General features: G+C 63.7%; 16 protein-coding genes. 1 reads left to right on the top strand and 15 read right to left on the bottom strand.

Annotation, left to right across the window (positions count from 1 at the left end; translation table 11 throughout):
* Positions 1–220 precede the first annotated feature (220 nt).
* The 10 genes from V6657_RS15075 to V6657_RS15120 all read right to left on the bottom strand — a co-directional run bounded on the left by V6657_RS15075 (position 221) and on the right by V6657_RS15120 (position 13,135).
* Entirely contained in the window at positions 221–535 is a 315-nt protein-coding gene (locus V6657_RS15075) for an STAS domain-containing protein (protein ID WP_048935400.1), read from the bottom strand.
* Between the two features lie 64 nt (positions 536–599).
* Positions 600–1,235 (bottom strand): phospholipid-binding protein MlaC, encoded by a 636-nt coding sequence (locus V6657_RS15080; protein WP_048935320.1) that lies wholly within the window; start codon positions 1,233–1,235, stop codon positions 600–602.
* Positions 1,236–1,388: 153 nt separating this feature from the next.
* Positions 1,389–2,204, bottom strand: a complete 816-nt coding sequence (locus tag V6657_RS15085) for a VacJ family lipoprotein (protein WP_048935319.1) — start codon at positions 2,202–2,204, stop codon at positions 1,389–1,391.
* A gap of 3 nt (positions 2,205–2,207) precedes the next feature.
* Complete coding sequence (gene mlaD / locus V6657_RS15090; protein ID WP_021197535.1) at positions 2,208–2,729, bottom strand: outer membrane lipid asymmetry maintenance protein MlaD; 522 nt, start codon at positions 2,727–2,729, stop codon at positions 2,208–2,210.
* A gap of 28 nt (positions 2,730–2,757) precedes the next feature.
* Positions 2,758–3,525, bottom strand: a complete 768-nt coding sequence (mlaE, locus tag V6657_RS15095) for a lipid asymmetry maintenance ABC transporter permease subunit MlaE (protein WP_048935318.1) — start codon at positions 3,523–3,525, stop codon at positions 2,758–2,760.
* Positions 3,522–4,355: an ABC transporter ATP-binding protein gene (locus V6657_RS15100; RefSeq protein ID WP_048935317.1), complete on the bottom strand. Its 834-nt coding sequence runs from the start codon at positions 4,353–4,355 to the stop codon at positions 3,522–3,524. Before V6657_RS15100 ends, mlaE begins: the two co-directional genes overlap by 4 nt.
* A 255-nt stretch (positions 4,356–4,610) precedes the next feature.
* A complete protein-coding gene (locus V6657_RS15105; protein ID WP_048935316.1) occupies positions 4,611–5,642 on the bottom strand; it encodes a tripartite tricarboxylate transporter substrate binding protein in 1,032 nt (343 codons plus the stop codon).
* A gap of 177 nt (positions 5,643–5,819) precedes the next feature.
* Positions 5,820–7,283: a glutamate synthase subunit beta gene (locus V6657_RS15110; protein ID WP_048935315.1), complete on the bottom strand. Its 1,464-nt coding sequence runs from the start codon at positions 7,281–7,283 to the stop codon at positions 5,820–5,822.
* A gap of 143 nt (positions 7,284–7,426) precedes the next feature.
* Entirely contained in the window at positions 7,427–12,148 is a 4,722-nt protein-coding gene (locus V6657_RS15115) for a glutamate synthase-related protein (RefSeq protein ID WP_048935399.1), read from the bottom strand.
* Positions 12,149–12,409: 261 nt separating this feature from the next.
* Complete coding sequence (locus V6657_RS15120; protein WP_048935314.1) at positions 12,410–13,135, bottom strand: transposase; 726 nt, start codon at positions 13,133–13,135, stop codon at positions 12,410–12,412.
* A gap of 272 nt (positions 13,136–13,407) precedes the next feature.
* Here V6657_RS15120 and V6657_RS15125 point away from each other — a divergent pair, with 272 nt between their 5' ends.
* Entirely contained in the window at positions 13,408–14,091 is a 684-nt protein-coding gene (locus tag V6657_RS15125) for an OmpW family protein (RefSeq protein ID WP_048935313.1), read from the top strand.
* A gap of 149 nt (positions 14,092–14,240) precedes the next feature.
* Here V6657_RS15125 and V6657_RS15130 read toward each other — a convergent pair whose 3' ends face one another.
* From V6657_RS15130 to pilQ, 5 genes are all read right to left on the bottom strand, one after another.
* Entirely contained in the window at positions 14,241–14,966 is a 726-nt protein-coding gene (locus V6657_RS15130) for a carbonic anhydrase family protein (protein WP_048935312.1), read from the bottom strand.
* Between the two features lie 80 nt (positions 14,967–15,046).
* Positions 15,047–16,213, bottom strand: a complete 1,167-nt coding sequence (locus V6657_RS15135; protein WP_048935311.1) for a deoxyguanosinetriphosphate triphosphohydrolase — start codon at positions 16,211–16,213, stop codon at positions 15,047–15,049.
* A 19-nt stretch (positions 16,214–16,232) separates the two neighbouring features.
* Positions 16,233–17,339 carry a 3-dehydroquinate synthase gene (gene aroB / locus V6657_RS15140; protein ID WP_048935310.1) on the bottom strand — a complete coding sequence of 369 codons (1,107 nt, stop codon included), beginning with the start codon at positions 17,337–17,339 and terminating at the stop codon, positions 16,233–16,235.
* Positions 17,336–17,908: a shikimate kinase gene (locus tag V6657_RS15145; RefSeq protein WP_137884820.1), complete on the bottom strand. Its 573-nt coding sequence runs from the start codon at positions 17,906–17,908 to the stop codon at positions 17,336–17,338. The genes aroB and V6657_RS15145 overlap by 4 nt, the downstream gene beginning before the upstream one ends.
* Positions 17,909–18,048: 140 nt before the next feature.
* Positions 18,049–20,190, bottom strand: a complete 2,142-nt coding sequence (gene pilQ / locus V6657_RS15150) for a temperature dependent type IV pilus secretin PilQ (RefSeq protein ID WP_282581272.1) — start codon at positions 20,188–20,190, stop codon at positions 18,049–18,051.

The raw sequence follows: 20,190 nt of genomic DNA on the forward strand, positions 1-20,190 counted from the left end.
TGCGCATCTCGCGGTTGTAGATCGACACGATCCTCGCGGACGCAGACATCGCACGTGGCGACGGCAGAGCGACAAACCCAGAATTATAGGGGAACTGCACCAACAGACGGCGGCGCGGCTTACAGCATGGCACCAGAGCTGCCAGAAGCGCGCGCGGCGCCCTGGCCGGGGCGCGGCATCGCGATGTTGGGGAAGACACAGCCCCGCACCGGACGCCGCCTCAATGTCGTGCGTGGTGGTGGTGTTCAGCAGACGCCGGCACGGTGACCAGCAGAGATTCGACGCCGTAAAGCGTGGCGAGATTGGACAGCGCCTCCGGGGCGCCTGCGATATCGAAGGCGATACCGGCGGACTGCGCTGTGCGCTGCCACGACAGCAGCACCGCCAGCGCGGAAGAATCGACCTGTGACAGCCCTGCGCAATCGACGCGCAGCGCGGCGGTACCGGCCTCGCGCGCTTGGCTGAGCTGTGCCTCGCCCTCGCGCAGAACGCGCGGCGCTTCGAGCTGAGTCAGCGGGCCGGACAAGGTCAACATGGTCAAGTTAGAAAAAGAAACAGCGGCCAAATTGACCGCTGCTCGGATTCTACCGGAGTCCGGCTTACTTTGCCGGGCCCTTGGCGAGCTGCGCGTTGCGCTCATCCAGGAATTGCACCAGGCCAGCCACGCCGCCCTTCTTGCTGATCACGTCGGCAAACTGGTTCTTGTACGTTTCCGACAGCCACAGGCCGCTGATATTGATGTCATAGACCTTCCAGCCGTTGGCCGTCTTTTCCATGCGGTAGTCCAGCGCCACCGGCTCGCCGTTGTTGTTGACGGTCGAGCGCACCACCACGTCAGTGTCAGCCGGGTCTGCACGGAACGGTTTGTACGTGACGGTCTGGTTCTTCACGTTGGACAGCGCGCCAGCGTAGGTGCGGATCAGCAGCGTCTTGAAGCCGTCCTGAATCTGTTTCTGCTGCTCGGGCGATGCCTGGCTCCAGAAGCGCCCCATGGCAATCTGCGTGGTGCGATGGAAGTCAGCGCGCGGCACGATCTTCTGGTCGACCAGTTGGAAGACCTTGGTCATGTTGCCGCCGCGCAGGTCCGGGTCGCCCTTGATGGTGGTCAGCACGTCGTCCACAGCGGTCTTGACGGTGGTTTGCGCGTCAGCCTCTTGAGCGTGCACGGGCGCGGTTGCCACGGCAGCCGTCAGCGCCAAGCCAGTGAACAGGGAGCGGAGGAGTTTCTTCAACATAGCGCGTCCTTCTAGTGTGATTTATGGATCGCTTGCAGCACGCTGGCCACAATCTTGTTGGCGATTAGAACAGACCGCCCGGTCGGGAGTTCGCCCGAAGGCGGTCAGTTTTACGCCTTGTCACCATTGAGGCGATGCTGTTACGTGTGGCGATCAGCGGCGGAATACAGGCCAGTTGGGTGTGAAGCGGTGATACGGCGACACGGTTGCATCGCCGGAATCGGACGACTTGTCCGACGATGTCCTGTTGTCCTGATCTTCCGGCAGATTGCCGTCGTAAATCAGGTAGCGGCGGCGCTGCAGGTAGGCATCGCGCATGAAGGTGTATTTATCGACGGCGCCCTCTTCCAGCACGTTGCTCACGCCGAGCAGGCTGGCACGCACGTCCACCACGCGCAGCGCAGCCAACGAATACGTGACCGTACTGTTGTGCCAGTACGTCAGCGGATCCAACTGCCAGTCGACCAGGAAGCCTGCGGTGTCACGTACGGTGCTCGGGCCCAGCAGGGGCCACACCACATACGGGCCGGCCGGCACGCCCCACACACCCAGCGTCTGGCCGAAGTCTTCCTTGTGCTTGGGCAGACCGGCGTCCGACGCAATGTCGATCAAGCCGCCCAGACCCAGCACGGTGTTGATCGCCACGCGCATGGTGTCTTCCAGCGCGGCGGTGCCTTTGAGCTGCAGCAGGTTGTTGACGGCCGAGTAGACGTCACCCGCATTGGAGAAAAAGTTCGACACTGCCGTGCGCGCCGGCGACGGCACCACGTCAACATACGTTTGCGCGACGGGCTTGAGCACACCCTTGTCGAGATCTTCGTTGATACGGAAGACTTCGCGGTTGAACGGCTCGATCGGGTCGGCCGGATTGGCGTTCGGGCCCGTGGCGCAGCCTGCCAGCAGCGAAGCACCTGTCGCCAGGGCCAATGCAAGACTGCGCAATGTGTGGATGGACGTTGTTGTTCTCATGGTTTATTTGCTCCCACTGCCCTCGGCCGGCTTGGCTCCGCCAGCGCTACTGCCGTTGCTGCCCGCACCGGCATCTGCGGCCTTGCTGTACAGGAACTGGCTGATCAGGTTCTCCAGCACCACCGCCGACTGCGTCATCGTGATCTTGCTGCCGCTGGCCAGCATGGCCTCGTCGCCACCCGGCTCGATGCCGATATATTGCTCACCCAGCAGGCCCGAGGTCAGGATCTTGGCCGAGCTGTCCTTCGGAAACTGGTAGCGCTGGTCCATGTCGAGCACGACGCTGGCCTGGTAGGTCTTGTCGTCGAACAGGATTTGCGACACCCGGCCGACCACCACGCCCGCACTCTTGACCGGCGCACGCACCTTCAGGCCGCCGATGTTGTCGAAGGCGGCCTTCACCTGGTAGGTCTTGGCAAAGGAGAACGCGCTCATGTTGCCGGCCTTGAGCGCCAGGAACAGCAGCGCCACGATGCCCACCAGCACGAACAATCCGACCCAGAAATCGAGGAGGCTCTTACGCATGATTCTTTCTCGTTGAATGTCTGACGGGTCAGCTGAACATCAGCGCCGTCAGCACAAAGTCCAGCGCCAGCACGGCCAGCGACGCGATCACCACGGTACGGGTCGTTGCGCGCGACACGCCTTCGGGCGTCGCCTTGGCCTCGTAGCCCTGATAGAGCGCGATGAAGGTCACGGCCACGCCGAACACCACACTCTTGATGACGCCGTTGACGACGTCGTCCATCACATCCACACCGGCCTGCATTTGCGACCAGAACGCGCCAGGGTCCACGCCGATCAGGCCTACACCGACAAAGTATCCGCCCAGAATACCGACCGCGCTGAAGATCGCGGCCAGCAGCGGCATGGCAATGAAACCCGCCCAGAAGCGCGGCGCCAGCACACGGGCCAGCGGATCGACGGCCATCATCTCCATGGCGATCAGTTGCTCACCGGCCTTCATCAGGCCGATTTCAGCGGTGAGCGACGTACCCGCGCGGCCGGCAAACAGCAGTGCCGTCACCACCGGGCCCAGTTCACGCACCAGCGACAGCGCCACCAGCAGCCCCAACGCCTGCTCAGAACCATAGCGGTTAAGCGTGTAGTAGCCCTGCAGCCCCAGCACGAAGCCGACGAACAGCCCCGACACGGCGATGATGATGAACGAATCGTTGCCAATGAAGCGCAGTTGCTCGATCACCAGGCGCGGACGGCGCAGTACATCGCCCGAGGCGGCGAACAGCGCAAACAGCGTACGGGTCGCATAGCCGAGACGGCTGATCAGCCCGCGGACGAGGAAGCCGATGGAGGAAATCATCGCCCACCTCCGTTCTTGCCCAGGCCGAAGTCCTCGGCCAGCGGCACGCCCGGATAGTGGAACGGCACGGGACCGTCCGCCTCGCCGTGCACAAACTGGCGCACGAACGGGTCCGTCGACGCCGTCAACTCGGCCGGCGAGCCCTCGGCGGCAATGCCACCGTTGGCGATGAAATAGACGTAATCGGCGATGTGGAACGTCTCCTGCACATCGTGCGAGACGATGATGCTGGTCGCGCCCAGCGCGTCGTTCAGCTTGCGGATGAGCGAGGCAGTGAGGCCCAGCGAGATCGGGTCCAGCCCGGCGAACGGCTCGTCGTAGAGGATGAGCGACGGGTCCAGCGCAATCGCGCGCGCCAGTGCCACGCGCCGGGCCATGCCACCGGAAATCTGCGAGGGCATCAGGTCACGCGCACCGCGCAGGCCGACGGCGTTGAGCTTCATCAGCACGAGATCGCGGATGAGGGGCTCGGGCAGTTCGGTATGTTCGCGCAGCGGAAATGCCACATTGTCGAACACGGACATATCCGTAAACAACGCACCGAACTGGAACAGCATCCCCATCTGGCGGCGCGCGGCGTAGAGCGCCGGCTTGTCCATGGCACCGATATCCTGGCCGTGCACGCGCACGGTGCCGGCCGCCGCCCCGACCTGCCCGCCGATCAAGCGGAGGATTGTTGTCTTGCCGCAGCCCGAACCGCCCATGACGGCCACCACGCTGCCCTTGGGCACGCGCATGCTGAGGCCGGACAAGATGCTCCGCTCGCCTGGCTGGTAGGCGAAATCGACCTGATCAAGCTCGACGACGGCGTTGGTAGGCTGGGTGGACACGGTGGAGTTCGGTGCTGAGGGCTCGGCTCGTTTGCGGTCGATTTGCGGCCCTGGGTGACGCTTGAGGCGGGGCCGCATCTTGTTATGTTCGCTAGCCGTACCGGCTCGATACGGCCCGCCATTATAGGTGGAAACCCGTGCAGCCCGTCAGTCACTCCACGCTTACCTACAGTTAGTGTGGCTTGAGCGCCGCGCTGTTGGCGCGCGGCCTTGCTGCCCGCTGAAAGTGGTGCACAAAGCGAGACGACGGAAAAATCACTCGCCGGTATCGACGCGTAAATCCACTTGGCGGATCAGTCCTTGCCAATGGTTGGCGTCGCGGCGTACGGCCTGGGCGAGGGCATCGGATGCGCTCCACTCCGGCTCGAAGCCTCCCGCGCGCAATGTGGCGATAACATCGCTTGAAGCCAGCGCGCGGCGGAATTCCGTTGCTGCGCGTATCAACAGCGGTTTGGGCGTGCGTGCTGGCATGAACGCCCCAACCCACGCGCTGTAGTCGAACCCGGCGAGCCCCGTCTCACGCAAGGTCGGCGTGGTGGGCGCGAACGACGAACGCGCCGACCCCGTCACGCCCAACAGCCGCAGTTGGCCACTGGACACCCCTGTCGACAGGCTCGGATAGCAGGCGAAACACGCAGCCATGCGCCCCGCCAGCACCTGCTGCACGAGTCCAGCTTCGCCGCGGACTGCCACATGCGGTGCGTGGAAGGCGTAGTCACGCACAAACTGCTCGGCAACGAGGTGGGACCAGGTGCCGATGATGTCCGAACCGCAATTGACGGAAACGGATTCCCCATGCGCCTGGGCGATCAGTTCGGTGACCGTGGTGATGGGCAATCGCGCATCGACGGCCAGGAACAACGGGAGCGTGGCCACCATGGCCACCGGCTGGAAGTCACGCAGCGGATCGTATGGCGCCGGCTCCAGCGCGGGCTGAACAACAAAGGTGGTTTGCTGGAGCAACAGCGTATGGCCGTCGGCCGGCGCACGCGCGACCAAATCACCGGCGGCCATGCCGTTGGCGGCCGGACGGTCGTCCACATCGGCCAGGCGACCGATCTGCTGCTGCAATTGCGTGGCCAGCGCCCGGGCAACCGCGTCGAACACGCTGCCCTCGGCGGCCGGCACAACCAATCGCAGCGGATGCGAGGGGTAGCCCAACAGCTCCGCGCGCGCCGGCAGTGCCAGTGCAACCGGCAGCGCACCTAGCCAGGCAATAGCCCGGCGTCGCCGCGGGTCGGGCGTATCGGGCACATCTGCGCGCAAGTTGCTGTCGCAGGCTCGCATCGTGGCTTGGAGGTCGGGGGGCATTTCATTCTAGAAATCCGCCCTGCCGCGCTGAACCCCGGTAAACCATGTCGATGTAAACCATGAGGCATAACGGCCCTGTCACAACGCAACTCGCGCGCGGCAAAGAAAAAGGCTCGCCGAAGCGAGCCCTGGGTCAGACAGTCAACCGCGTGGTCAGCGCGGCAGTTCCGTATGGCCCATGAGGAACGCGTCCACCGAGCGTGCAGCCTGACGGCCTTCGCGGATGGCCCACACGACCAGCGACTGGCCACGGCGCACGTCACCGGCGGCAAACACCTTCGGCACGTTGGTGGCGTAGGCGTTGTCGCCTTCGGTCGAGGCGCGTGCGTTGTTGCGCGCGTCCTTGGTCACACCAAAGGCATCCAGCACGCCGCCGACCGGGTTGGTAAAGCCCATCGCCAGCAGCACGAGGTCGGCCTTGAGCGTGAACTCGCTGCCAGCGACTTCGCTCATCTTGCCGTCCTTCCATTCCAGGCGGACTGCCTTCAGGCCCGTCACGCGGCCGTTCTCGCCGATCAGTTCCTTGGTGGCGACCGACCAGTCGCGCTCGCAGCCCTCGTCATGCGACGACGACGTGCGCAGCTTGATCGGCCAGTACGGCCACACCAGCGGCTTGTTCTCTTCTTCCGGCGGACGCGGCAGCAGTTCGAACTGCGTGACCGATGCGGCGCCATGGCGGTTGGACGTGCCGACGCAGTCCGAGCCCGTGTCGCCGCCACCGATCACGATGACGTGCTTGCCGTCGGCGCGGATCGGGTTCGGCGCATCGCCGGCCACTTCCTTGTTCTGCGGAATCAGGAATTCGAGCGCGTAGTGCACGCCGTCCAGGTCACGGCCCGGCACCGGCAGATCGCGCGGCACTTCCGAACCGCCCGTCAGCACGACGGCGTCGAACTGCTTGAGGATGTCGTCCGCAGCGATGGTTTCGCGTGCGTCGTTGACGATGCCAGCCGGCACGGTCTTGTCGCCCACCATCACGCCGGTTCGGAACGTCACGCCTTCGGCCTCCATCTGCTGCATGCGGCGGTCGATCTGCGCCTTCTCCAGCTTGAAGTCGGGGATGCCGTAACGCAGCAGGCCGCCGATGCGGTCGTTCTTCTCGAACAGCGTCACGTCGTGACCGGCGCGTGCCAGTTGCTGCGCAGCAGCCATACCTGCGGGGCCCGAGCCGACCACGGCCACGGTCTTGCCGGTCTTGTGCTTCGGCACTTGCGGTGCGACCCAGCCTTCTTCCCAGGCCTTGTCGATGATGGCGTGCTCGATCGACTTGATGCCCACCGGCAGCTCATTGATGCCCAGCGTGCAAGCCGCTTCGCACGGTGCCGGGCAGATGCGGCCCGTGAACTCGGGGAAGTTGTTGGTCGAGTGCAGCACCTCGATCGCGGTCTTCCAGTCCTGGCGATACACCAGGTCATTGAAGTCCGGAATGATGTTGTTGACCGGGCAGCCGTTGTTGCAGAACGGAATGCCGCAGTCCATGCAGCGTGCGCCCTGGATCTTGGCTTCGTTATCCGCCAGTGCGAACACGAACTCCTTGTAGTGCTTCACGCGCGCTTCGGGCGCTTCGTATCCCTCGTTCTGGCGGGGAAATTCGAGAAAACCAGTCGCCTTGCCCATGGTGTCCTTCCTGACCCGATTCTTTCCGGCACAGCATCGCTTGCCGGGCGCTCGGGCCTGTCTTGTGAGGTTGCGTTGATTCAGTAGTGGCGGGTGATTGGTCTTGTGGGATCAATCGCCCGCCCAGTCGCTTGGAATCAGGTTCAGGCGGCGATTTGTTCGCGGCCCGCTTCCTGTTCGCGCTCGTACATCTCGGTCAGCGCGCGCTTGTACTCGGTCGGGAAGACCTTGACGAAGCGGCGGCGTGCGTTGCTCCAGTCGGCCAGCAGCTCCTTGGCGCGCTCGGAACCGGTGTAGCGGAAGTGCTTTTCCACCAGCGCCTTGAGCAACTGCTCGTCGAGCACGCGCTCGCCGCCCACCTTGTGCCAGGTCGCCTGCGTATGCGCCTTCTCCTGGTCCGCCGCCGACAGTACGGATTCCAGCGCGACCTGCGCCGTGTTGCAGCGCTTGTCGAACAGGCCGTCTTCGTCATAGACGTAGGCCACGCCGCCCGACATGCCTGCCGCGAAGTTGCGGCCGGTGGTGCCCAGCACGACGACGGTGCCGCCGGTCATGTATTCGCAGCCGTGGTCGCCGGTGCCTTCCACCACCGTGGTGGCGCCGGAGTTACGCACCGCGAAGCGCTCGCCGGCCACGCCGTTGAAGAACGCCTCACCGGCCAGCGCGCCGTACAGCACAGTGTTGCCGACGATGATGTTGTTGGTCGGCTCACCGCGGAACTCATGCGGCGGGCGCACGATCACGCGGCCGCCCGACAGGCCCTTGCCCACGTAGTCGTTGCCGTCACCCACCAGATCCAGCGTGATGCCGTGCGCCAGGAACGCCGCGAACGACTGACCGGCCGTGCCCTGCATCTGCACGTGGATCGAGTCATCCGGCAGACCTTCGTGGCCGTAGCGCTTGGCGACCTCGCCCGAGAGCATCGCGCCCACGGTGCGGTTGACGTTGCGCACCGGCTGGATGAACGACACGCGTTCACCCTTCTCCAGCGCAGCCTTGGCCTTCTCGATCAGTTGGTGATCCAGCGCGCGGTCCAGGCCGTGGTCCTGCACGTCGACCTGGTAGCACGGCTCGCCTTCCTTCTTGGCCGGCTGGTAGAAGATGCGCGCGAAGTCCAGACCGCGTGCCTTCCAGTGTTCGATGCCGGCCTTGGTGTCGAGCAGGTCGGCGCGGCCGATCAGCTCGTTGAACGAGCGGATGCCCAGTTGCGCCATGATTTCGCGCACTTCTTCGGCCACGAAGAAGAAGTAGTTCACCACGTGCTCGGGCTTGCCCGAGAACTTCTTGCGCAGCACCGGATCCTGCGTCGCCACGCCCACCGGGCAGGTATTCAGGTGGCACTTGCGCATCATGATGCAGCCCTCGACCACCAGCGGTGCGGTGGCGAAGCCGAACTCATCAGCGCCCAGCAGCGCACCGATCACGACGTCGCGGCCGGTCTTCATCTGGCCGTCCGCCTGCACGCGGATGCGGTTGCGCAGGCCGTTGAGCATCAGCGTCTGTTGCGTCTCGGCCAGGCCCAGTTCCCACGGCGTACCGGCGTGCTTGATCGACGACCACGGCGAAGCGCCCGTGCCACCGTCATGACCAGCGATCACCACGTGATCGGCCTTGGCCTTGGCGACACCGGCAGCCACCGTGCCCACGCCCACTTCCGACACCAGCTTGACCGACACGTCCGAACGCGGGTTCACGTTCTTCAGGTCGTGGATGAGCTGCGCCAGATCTTCGATCGAGTAGATGTCGTGGTGCGGCGGCGGCGAGATCAGGCCCACGCCCGGCACCGCGTAACGCAGCTTGCCGATGTAGTCCGTGACCTTGTGGCCGGGCAGTTGACCGCCCTCGCCGGGCTTAGCGCCCTGGGCCATCTTGATCTGGATCTGATCAGCCGAAGCCAGGTACTCAGCGGTGACACCGAAGCGACCCGATGCCACCTGCTTGATCTTCGAACGCAGCGAATCGCCCTCTTGCAGTTCCAGATCGCGCTCGACCACTTCGCGGCCGATCACGTCCGACAGCTTGGTGCCCTGCTTGATGGGAATGCCGCGCAGTTCGTTGCGATAACGGCGCTCGTCTTCACCACCTTCGCCGGTGTTCGACTTACCGCCGATGCGGTTCATCGCCACGGCCAGCGTGGTGTGCGCTTCCGTGCTGATCGAGCCCAGCGACATGGCGCCCGTAGCAAAGCGCTTGACGATCTCCTTGGCCGATTCCACTTCTTCCAGCGGAATGGCGCGTGCCGGGTCCACCTTGAACTCGAACAGACCGCGCAGCGTCATGTGGCGCTTGCTCTGGTCGTTGATCAGGTTGGCGTATTCCTTGTACGTCTGATACGAATTCGCGCGCGTGGCGTGCTGCAGCTTGGCGATCGAATCCGGGGTCCACATGTGCTCTTCGCCGCGGACACGGTAGGCGTATTCGCCGCCGGCATCCAGCATGTTGGCCAGCACCGGCGCATCGCCAAAGGCGTCGCGGTGCAGGCGCAGCGCTTCTTCCGCTACCTCGAAGATGCCGATGCCGCCCACGTTCGATGCCGTGCCGTGGAAATACTTGTCCACCAGTTCGCGCGACAGGCCGATCGCTTCGAAGATCTGCGCGCCGGTGTACGACATGTATGTCGAGATGCCCATCTTCGACATCACCTTGTGCAGGCCCTTGCCGATCGCCTTGGTGAAGTTGTAGACGGCCTTCTCAGGCGTCACGCCCAGGCCCGGGGCCAACTCGGCCAGCGTTTCCATGGCGAGGTACGGGTGCACGGCCTCAGCGCCGTAGCCGGCCAGCAGGGCGAAGTGATGCACTTCGCGCGCCGAACCCGTTTCGACGACCAGACCGGTGCTCGTGCGCAGGCCCTTCTCCACCAGGTGATGGTGGATGGCGGACGTGGCCAGCAGCGCCGGAATGGCGGCCTGCTTCTCGTCGACCGCGCGGTCCGACACGATCAGGATGTTGTAGCCCGACTTGACGGCATCCACCGCCTCGGCGCACAGCGAGGCCAGGCGTGCTTCGATGCCTTCCTTGCCCCAGGCCACCGGGTAGCAGATGTTCAGCTCGTAAGCCATGAACTTGCCGCCGGTGTAGTGCTCGATGTTGCGGATCTTCGCCATGTCCTTGAAGTCCAGCACGGGCTGGCTCACTTCAAGACGCATCGGCGGGTTGATGTTGTTCAGTTCGAGCAGGTTCGGCTTCGGCCCGATGAACGAGACGAGCGACATCACCACGTTTTCGCGGATCGGGTCGATCGGCGGGTTCGTGACCTGCGCAAACAGCTGCTTGAAGTAGTTGTAGAGCGTCTTGTTCTTGCTCGACAGCACGGCCAGCGGGCTGTCGTTGCCCATGGAGCCGGCGGCTTCTTCACCGTTGGCGGCCATCGGCGCCATCAGGAACTTGACGTCTTCCTGCGTGTAGCCGAACGACTGCTGACGGTCCAGCAGCTTGGCGGCCGGCTTGGTTTCGGCGGCCACGTCTTCCGGCTTGGCCTCGAGCTCGTCGAGCTTGATGCGCACGGCGTCGATCCAGCTCTTGTACGGCTTGGCGTTGGCCAGGTTGTCCTTGAGTTCCTTGTCGTCGATGATGCGGCCCTGCTCCATGTCGATCAGGAACATCTTGCCCGGCTGCAGGCGCCACTTCTTGACGATGCGCGACTCGGGAATCGGCAGCACGCCGGCTTCCGAAGCCATCACGACCATGTCGTCGTCGGTCACGTAGTAGCGCGCCGGACGCAGACCGTTACGGTCGAGCGTTGCGCCGATCTGGCGGCCGTCGGTGAAGCAGATGGCGGCGGGGCCGTCCCACGGCTCCATCATCGCAGCGTGGTATTCGTAGAAGGCGCGACGGTTGTCGTCCATCAGCGTGTGCTGTTCCCACGCTTCCGGAATCATCATCATCATCGCCTGGGCCAGCGGGTAGCCGGCCATCGTCAGCAGTTCGAGGCAGTTATCGAACGATGCCGTATCTGATTGGCCCGGATAGATCAGCGGCCACAGCTTCGGCAAGTCATCACCCAGCACCGGCGACGAGATACCGCCCGTGCGGGCGTTGATCCAGTTGACGTTGCCCTTGACGGTGTTGATTTCGCCGTTGTGCGCAACCATGCGGTACGGGTGCGCCAGTTCCCAGGCCGGGAACGTGTTGGTCGAGAAACGCTGGTGCACCAGCGCCAGCGCCGACACCGTGCGCGGGTCAGCCAAGTCCTGGTAGTAGCGGCCCACCTGCTCGCACAGCAGCAGGCCCTTGTAGACGATCGTGCGCGCCGACATCGACGGCACGAAGTATTCCTTGCCGTGCTTGAGCTTGAGCGCCTGGATGGCGTGGCTGGCGGTCTTGCGGATCACGTACAGCTTCCGCTCCAGCGCATCGGTGGTCATGATGTCGCGGCCGCGCCCGATGAAGATCTGGCGGATCACCGGCTCGGTCTTCTGCACCGTGGGCGACATCGGCATGGTCTTGTCGACCGGCACATCGCGCCAGCCCAGCACGACCTGGCCTTCCAGGCGCACGGTGCGCTCGAGTTCCTGTTCGCAGGCCAGGCGCGACGCGTGTTCCTTCGGCAGGAAGATCATGCCGACGCCGTATTCGCCGGCCGGCGGCAGGTTGATGCCCTGCTTGGCCATCTCTTCGCGGAAGAACTGATCGGGAATCTGCAGCAAGATGCCCGCGCCGTCGCCCATCAGCGGGTCGGCGCCCACGGCGCCCCGGTGGTCGAGGTTGTGCAGGATGCGCAGGCCTTGCTGGACGATCTCGTGGCTCTTCTTGCCCTTGATGTGGGCGACGAAGCCGACGCCGCAAGCGTCGTGTTCATTGGTCGGGTCGTACAGACCCTGGGCCGACGGCGCCGACGGCTGAGTGGGGAAAGAGTGTTGTTCCACGGCGATCTTCCGATGTTGTCGGTACAGCACGCCGTAGAAGGCCCTCGCAGTGGTGCGGATGCGGGCAAAACAACCAATGGCGCGCCGCACCATGAATGCGGGGTGAAACGAATATAAAAGAGCGTTCCGTAACACGCAAAAGGTTTTAAATGGGGTCGGAGTAAATTAATAAATGCACGTTTGCAGTGCGGGTTTATAAATGGGGACAGATTAATTTGGTGCGGATTGATGCGCCCTGCACCAACCCGCCTTGGCGCCAGGCTATTCCACAGGTGCCGCGTCCTCTGCTCCCACTTCTGCGGTTTTACGTGGCGGACGACCTTTGGGCAGCGGCGCGACACGGCGACCGCCTGAACGCGCCAGGGTGGCCAGGAAAGCCTCGCCGCCTAGCGGCCAGCCGCTATGCACGTGCTGGCGGATCTGTGTGAGTTGATCGGAGCCGAGCCCCTCATGCCAGAGCGTCCGATAGCGTGATTGGCGCTCGAAAGGCGTATTCCCAAGCCGCCAGTAGCAGTAGTGATCACTCACCCATGGAATCGACTGGATGCCGACGTGGTGACGATAGGTGCTCCATCGGTCGTCCTCCGGCGAGGTGACGAGCCCCCCACGCGTGGCGTTGGACTCCACGTACAACAGCATCGGCAGCACCCATTCGGCCGGGTCCAGCACAGTCGAGCGGAAGCGCCCTTCCCATAGCGTGCCGCTGCGGTCGGCCGCGCCATTGAAGTACCGCGTATAGCGCCGCCCCACGGCTTGCAGCGTGCGCGACAGGCTCTCCGCCACCTTGGGCGTACCCACTAGGTGCACGTGATTGGGCATCAGCGAGAAAGCGTGGATGGCGAAATCGTGCTCGCGCGCGGCCATGCGCAGCGTGTCGAGGTAGAAGGCGTAATCCTCGTCCGTGCGAAACACGGCCTGGCGATTGTTGCCGCGCTGCAACACGTGCACAGGAACATCGATAGGGCTAAGGCGAGGCAGACGTGCCATGACAGAAAAACGGGCAGAGAAAGCGCACATCCTAGCGTGATAGCGCGGAATCTGTCCCCAATTTTTCATAAAGCAAACGGTTGCGTTTCGGCTGTCGCCCGAGCGCAACGAGAATCGACCACATTCGCCACCGGATTTGCCCGATATCAAACCGCGAGGCGTGAGCGCTTCGGCCCGCGCCTCGAATTGATCCCGCGCAAATCAGCCGGCCCGCATTGCCGCGAGACTGGCTCCCGTCACATTCACAAGACGATATCGAGAGGGAGCGTTTCATGGCTTTTGCACGCCTCGCCACTGCTGCGGCAATCACCGGTGCCCTTGCTGGCATCTTCAGCCCAACCGCGTTTGCGCAGAGCACAGACCTGCCGCCGGCCACCGGCAACTGGATGGTGCGCCTGCGCGCCGTCAACCTGACGGCTGCCAACAAATCGGATCCGGTCGGCGCGCTGGCCATTCCGTCCGACGCCATCCAGATCAACAACAAGGCATTCCCTGAGCTGGACGTTTCGTACTTCTTCACGCCGAACATCGCGGCCGAGCTGATCCTGACCTATCCGCAACAACAGGACGTAACGGTCATGAAGAGCGCGCTGGGCGGCCCGACCAAGATCGGCGACTTCCGCCATCTGCCGCCGATCCTGACGCTGCAATACCACTTCACGCCGCCATCGCAACTCCCGCGCTTCAAGCCGTACGTGGGCGCCGGCATCAACTACACGCGCATCTCGAACGTGAACCTGCAGGTGCCTGGCGTCGGCCAACTGGACCTGAGCAAGAACAGCTTCGGCCCTGCGCTGCAGGTGGGTTTCGACTACCGCCTGACTGATCGCATCTACTTCAACATGGACCTGAAGAAGACCTGGATCAGCGCCGACGTGAAGATGGCCGGCCAGACCATCAGCAAGGTCAAGGTCGACCCGTGGCTGCTGGGTATCGGCCTGGGCTACCGCTTTTAACTTTAGGGAGACGATCAGCGAACAGACCTTCTTCTGATCGACTTTTCCGACGTGCCGCAGGGGTCGTCGACGGCGGGGGCGCTCGTCGACGGTGGTTGGCACGTTCGGCCCGGCATGCGTTGGGGCGGCCGGGCATTTTTTTTGGGCGCTTACTTTTTGAGCGGTGCCGGATCGAACCGGGTGACGACGCGGCCTTCGATCGGCTGCGGCGCGCGGAAGTTGTCTGCGTAGAAGCCACGCAGCGCATCCAGCTGTGCACGCGACGCCGTGATCGGCTGCTTCAGTACATACCACTCGACGTTCTCGGTCAGCGGCGGCGTGGTGAGCGAGCCGAGGTAGTGATAGTAGGCGTCGCTCTTGGGCAGCAGATCAGCCGGGGCGACGGCAGGCACTTCGTGCGCCGCGCCCTCGCGCGCAGCCTTGAGAACGGCGTCGAGCGCGGGGTTGGCAGCGCCCTCTTCCAGCATCACGCCGATCACCGCCATGCGACCATCCTTGGCCACATGTACGAGGTGTACCTCGGCCGGAAACGCCTTGCCGTCGATGGTGTGCTCGCTGTGTGCGTGGAAGTGGAACTGGCGCAGCATGAAGCGACGGCCACGGATCTTTGCATCACCACCGGGCACGTTCACCTGCAGGGCGTGCCCCGTATCGACAACCATGCCGGCAAGCGTACCGTAGTGCGGTTGCACGGCATCTGGCTCATCTTCATCCACGGCCACCGCATCAGCGGTATGGATGTCGATGGGCGACTGAAATGCATCATGCACCGCGTGCCATTCGGCTTGGTGCTGGTAATCGAAATGATCCGCCGGGCTGGCGGCATGAGCGTTGAACGCCGAGGCGATCAACAGCGGCAAGAGAAAACGGCGCATGAGATTGGCTTGATGACAGATTGGCAGTCATCGTAGGCGCCGCCCTGCAGCCGGTCACTCAGAATTGTCCGATACTCAACTCAGACCGCATCCACCGCAAAAATGCGGCGATGCTCCTTGATGGCATACCGATCCGTCATGCCAGCGATGTAGTGCGCGATCCAGCGCGGCTGCTCTTCGGGGTTGGCCTTGGCCTGGTACTGCGGCGGCAGCAGACGCGGATCGTCGAGGAACGCGCCAAACAGGTCATCGATGATGCGGCGCGCCTTGGCGGCCATGCGCATCACGAGGTAGTGCCGGTAGAGGTTGTCGAACAGGAAGCGCTTGAGCACGCGCGCCTCTTCACGCATCGGCTCAGAGAACGCCACGAGTGCCGGCGCCGCACGCACGTCATCGATATTTTGCGGCGCAACCTCGGCGATGCCCGCGCGCGTCGTGGCAATCAGATCGACGATCAGCGCATTGATGATCCGGCGGATCGTCTCGTTGATGAGGCGTCGGCCGCCTGCGCTGGGAAACGCAGCCTCCGCCTCGCGGCGATGGACGGCCCACAGCGGCACGCCTTCCATCTGCTCCAGCGAGATCAGGCCGGAGCGCAGGCCATCATCGATATCGTGATTGTTGTACGCAACTTCATCGGCCAGGTTGGCGAGCTGCGCCTCGAGCGAGGGCTGCTGCCCTTCGAGAAAGCGCCGCCCCAGATCGCCCAGCGTGGCGGCGTTGTTGCGTGAGCAGTGTTTGAGGATGCCCTCACGCGTCTCGAACGTGAGGTTCAAGCCGTCAAAGCCGCCGTAGCGCTCCTCCAGCCGATCCACCACCAACAGGCTCTGCAGGTTGTGCTCGAATCCGCCGTAAGGCTTCATGCAATCGTTGAGCGCATCCTGCCCCGCGTGGCCAAACGGCGTGTGCCCCAGGTCGTGCGCCAGAGAAATCGCCTCGACCAGGTCTTCGTTCAACCGCAGGCTGCGCGCGATCGAGCGGGCGATCTGCGCGACTTCCAGGCTGTGCGTCAGACGCGTGCGGAACAGGTCGCCCTCGTGGTTCACGAAGACCTGCGTCTTGTATTCGAGCCTGCGAAAGGCGGTGCTGTGGATGATGCGGTCGCGATCGCGCTGGAACTCGGTGCGCGAGGTGGATGGCGGCTCGGCGTACATGCGGCCGCGCGTCTGCGCCGCATGCGCGGCGTAGGGAGCAAGATGGCCCTCGAGATCGAACGGCGCGGGCGGCAAATCGAGTCGATCGTTCATCGGGCCATCTCTTCTGGCGTCAGGCGACGGGCGCCTCGGTGGGTGGGCGCAGCACGGCATGCTGCAGGGTGGCGCGCAAGTCGCTGTCGGGCACGGTGGTCACGAACGCCTGGCCCAGCTTGCGCAGCAGCACGAACTTGATCTCGCCGGCTTCGGCTTTCTTGTCGACGCGCATCAGTTCGATGAAACGATCGACACCCAGGTCCGGCGCCACGGTCGGCAGGTTGGCCGCCCGCGTGAGCGCTGTGATGCGGTTGCGCGTGTCGATATCGATGAAGCCCAGGCGATGCGACAGGTCGGCCGCCATCACCATGCCGCAGCCGACAGCCTCGCCATGCAGCCACTCTCCGTAGCCCAAGCCGGCCTCGATGGCGTGCCCGAAGGTGTGGCCGAAATTGAGCGTGGCACGCAGGCCGGTCTCACGCTCATCCTGCGCTACCACCGATGCCTTGATACGCACCGAGCCGCGCACGGCCTCGGCCATCAGGTCGGTATCGCAATTGTTGAGGCCGGTGATGTTCTGCTCGATCCAGGCGAAGTAATCGGCATCGGCAATCGCGCCGTGCTTGATGACCTCGGCCATACCGGCGGCCAGTTCACGGGCAGGCAAGGTGCGCAGCGTATCGATGTCGGCCAGCACCGCCTGCGGCTGGTGAAATGCGCCAATCATGTTCTTGCCCAGCGGGTGGTTGATCCCCGTCTTGCCTCCCACGGAGGAGTCCACCTGCGACAGCAGCGTCGTCGGCACCTGGATGAACGGCACACCGCGCATGTAGCAGGCGGCGGCAAATCCAGTCATATCACCGATCACGCCGCCCCCCAGGGCGATGAGCGTGGTCTTGCGGTCGGCACCCGCCGTCAGCAGTGCATCAAAAATGCGGTTGAGCGTTTCCCACTTCTTGAACGACTCTCCATCGGGCAGCACAACCGTATCGACAGCCTTGCCGAGCGAGCGGACAGCCGCTTCAACCTTGGCGGCATACAGCGGCGCAACGGTCTCGTTGGTGACGATCACGGCACGCGCGCCGCGAATATGGGGGGCAAACAGCGCTGCCTGGGAGATCAGCCCCGAGCCAATATGGATCGGATAGGCGCGCTCGCCGAGGTCGACATCGACGGTAATCATGACTGGGGGGAGACTTGCGAGGGGGTGGAGGAGTCCGCAGGCGGCGCCACGATGCCAGCCACCTCAAGTTGCATCAGCACCATATTAACAAGCTGGGCGACGGTGGGCTTACCGGTCTCGATGACAAAGTGTGCCACCTCGCGGTACAGCGGATCGCGAATCGCGTGCAGCTCTTCGAGCCGGGCGCGCGGGTTTTCGGTTTGCAGCAGCGGCCTGTTCTTGTCGTGGCGCGTGCGCAGGTACAGGTCATGCGGATTGGCACGCAGATAGATAACCGTGCCGCGCTCGCGCAGGAAGGCGCGATTCTCGGGCCGCAGCACGGCGCCACCGCCGGTCGCTACGACCGCGCCGTTGCGCGCGGTAAGCTCGTCAATGATGTGAGTTTCCCGATCACGGAAACCCTTTTCGCCCTCGTGCTCGAAGATGACCGGTATGCGAACGCCGCAACGCGCTTCGATCTCGTGGTCGGAGTCGAAAAACGGCAGATCGAGCCGGCGAGCCACCGCGCGGCCGACCGTCGTCTTACCGGCGCCCATCAGGCCGACGAAAAAAACGTTGGAAACAGACAAAATCGCGTGAAATCAGGAATTTGAGCCTGATTGTAGTGGCATTTGCCCATCATCCAGCGCAAACCCGGCTGCAGAACACAAAAAAGCCCGGCGCTCCACACGGGGGGCCGGGCTTGGCGGAAAAAGTTCCGGACTGCCGATTACTTCAGCGAGAGCTGGTCGGACAGCACACGCGGTGTCAGGAAGACCAGCAACTCGGTGCGGTTGTTGATCTTTGCCGTGCTCTTGAACAGGTTGCCTAGCACCGGAATGTCGCCCAGCAGCGGCACCTTATTGATGTCGGTCCGCTCATTCTGGGTGTAGATACCGCCGATGACGACCGTGCCACCGTTCTCAACCAAGACCTGGGTCTGCACGTGCTTGGTGTCAATAGCGAAACCGTTGGTGGTCTGGATGCCCACGCTATCTTTGTTCACATCCACGTCCAAGAAGATGTTGCCGTCCGGCGTGATCTTCGGCGTCACCTCCAGCTTCAAGTTAGCCTTCTTGAACGAAACAGAGGTTGCACCAGAAGAAGTTGCCTGCTGATACGGGATTTCGGTGCCCTGCTCGATCAGCGCCTTGATGTTGTCTGCAGTCACGACGCGCGGGCTGGAGACGATCTTGCCGCGACCATCGGCTTCGAGCGCAGACAGCTCCAGCGCCAGGAATCGACCGGCGCCGGCGTTGAACAGGCTCACTGCCACGCTGGCAGCGTTCACGCCGTTGATACCGTTGGCCGGGAAGCTGATGGCCGGGCTGTTATCCCACGTGGCGCCCTGCGTCACCGGCGACACCACGTTGGTATAGGTGTTGCCGTAGCCTGCACCGTTGGTCTTGGAAGCAAAACCCAGCTTGGCACCCAGATTGCGGCTGAACGTGTCATCAGCCTCGACAATGCGCGCCTCAATCATCACTTGGCGAACCGGGATGTCGATCTTCAGCAGGAACGCCTGGACCTCTTCCAGCTTGCTCGGAATGTCCGACACAAACAGTTGGTTGGTGCGCGCATCCGAGGTCAGCGAACCGCGCTTGGAGAGAATCCGGGATGCCGTACCACCTGCAGCAGCGCCGCCGCCAGCGGCCCCGCTACCCAACAGCATATTGCGCACGTCATCCGCACGTTGATAGTTCAGGCGGAACACCTGGCTACGCAGCGGCTCCAGCTCGGTGACTTGCTGCTGCGATTCCAGCTCTGCCTTCTCCTTCGTTGCCAGCTCACCACGCGGCGCAACCCACAGCACGTTGCCGTTGCGGCGCGAGGCCAAGCCCTTGGAGTCCAGCACGATCTGCAGCGCCTGGTCCCACGGCACGTCTTTCAGACGCAGGGACAGGGTGCCTGTCACGCTGTCGCTGGTAACGATGTTCAGGTTGGTGAAGTCAGCAAAGACCTGCAGCAGCGAGCGCACGTCGATGTTCTGGAAATTGAGCGACAGGCGTTCGCCGCGGTAGCCCGGGCCCGAGATCAGCTTGTTCGGGTCGTCCTTGGTCGGGCGGACTTCCACCACGAACTGCGTGTCGGTCTGATAAGAGCTGTATTGCCAGTTACCACGCGGCTCAATCACCAAGCGGGCACCGGTACCGCTATCGGTAGCACGCATGGCCTGCACGGGCGTACCGAAGTCGCTCACGTCATAGCGACGGCGCAGCGATTGCGGCAGCGTCGCGCCAACAAAGTCGACCACAAGATTCTGGCCTTGCTGGGCGATGTTGATCGCCGAGTTGGCCGTCGACAGGTCGACCACCACACGGCCGGCCAGATCATCGCCACGGCGGAAATCAACGTTGCGCACGGCCGGACGCTGGGCACCTGCGACGGGTACCGGAGCGGAGAACGTCGGTGCGGCTGCGGCGGCTGCCACAGGAGCCGCTTCCAGCGTCAACACATACTGGTTGCCACGAACCTCTGACTTGTATTGCGTCTGGCGCGCCAGATCGAGCACGACACGCGTACGGTCGCCGATCTGCACGACGTTAGCCGAGCGCAGCAGCTTGCCGCCATATTGATAGTTGGCACGCCCCTGGGCGAAACCGGCGCCAAAGAAGTCGATCGCAATGCGCGCAGGCTGCTGCGTGCTGAACTCGACCGGCTTCTGCGCGGGTGCATCCTTCAGGGTGACGGTCACGACGGTGGACTCACCGGCCGTGGCCTGCTCCACCTTCTCGATAGCGTTGCCAGCGACGGCGGCCTGCTGCGCGAGCGCCTGACCCGCCACCATGAACATGCACAGCGAAAGCCATGCAGCTGCGCCCCCCCGGGCCACTCGAGCTGCCTGCGCCAGGCGGCCCTTCACGAGACGCAT

The organism is Ralstonia sp. RRA (assembly GCF_037023145.1).
Classification (GTDB): Bacteria; Pseudomonadota; Gammaproteobacteria; order Burkholderiales; family Burkholderiaceae; genus Ralstonia.

Excerpts from the sequence above, each read along its gene's own strand:
- V6657_RS15135 (WP_048935311.1), bottom strand. The coding sequence starts at position 16,213 with ATGAACGATCGACTCGATTTGCCGCCCGCGCCGTTCGATCTCGAGGGC.
- aroB (WP_048935310.1), bottom strand. The coding sequence starts at position 17,339 with ATGATTACCGTCGATGTCGACCTCGGCGAGCGCGCCTATCCGATCCAT.
- V6657_RS15110 (WP_048935315.1), bottom strand. The coding sequence starts at position 7,283 with ATGGGCAAGGCGACTGGTTTTCTCGAATTTCCCCGCCAGAACGAGGGA.
- V6657_RS15105 (WP_048935316.1), bottom strand. The coding sequence starts at position 5,642 with ATGCGAGCCTGCGACAGCAACTTGCGCGCAGATGTGCCCGATACGCCC.
- V6657_RS15085 (WP_048935319.1), bottom strand. The coding sequence starts at position 2,204 with ATGAGAACAACAACGTCCATCCACACATTGCGCAGTCTTGCATTGGCC.
- V6657_RS15080 (WP_048935320.1), bottom strand. The coding sequence starts at position 1,235 with ATGTTGAAGAAACTCCTCCGCTCCCTGTTCACTGGCTTGGCGCTGACG.
- mlaD (WP_021197535.1), bottom strand. The coding sequence starts at position 2,729 with ATGCGTAAGAGCCTCCTCGATTTCTGGGTCGGATTGTTCGTGCTGGTG.
- V6657_RS15120 (WP_048935314.1), bottom strand. The coding sequence starts at position 13,135 with ATGGCACGTCTGCCTCGCCTTAGCCCTATCGATGTTCCTGTGCACGTG.
- pilQ (WP_282581272.1), bottom strand. The coding sequence starts at position 20,190 with ATGCGTCTCGTGAAGGGCCGCCTGGCGCAGGCAGCTCGAGTGGCCCGG.
- V6657_RS15075 (WP_048935400.1), bottom strand. The coding sequence starts at position 535 with ATGTTGACCTTGTCCGGCCCGCTGACTCAGCTCGAAGCGCCGCGCGTT.
- V6657_RS15130 (WP_048935312.1), bottom strand. The coding sequence starts at position 14,966 with ATGCGCCGTTTTCTCTTGCCGCTGTTGATCGCCTCGGCGTTCAACGCT.
- mlaE (WP_048935318.1), bottom strand. The coding sequence starts at position 3,525 with ATGATTTCCTCCATCGGCTTCCTCGTCCGCGGGCTGATCAGCCGTCTC.
- V6657_RS15125 (WP_048935313.1), top strand. The coding sequence starts at position 13,408 with ATGGCTTTTGCACGCCTCGCCACTGCTGCGGCAATCACCGGTGCCCTT.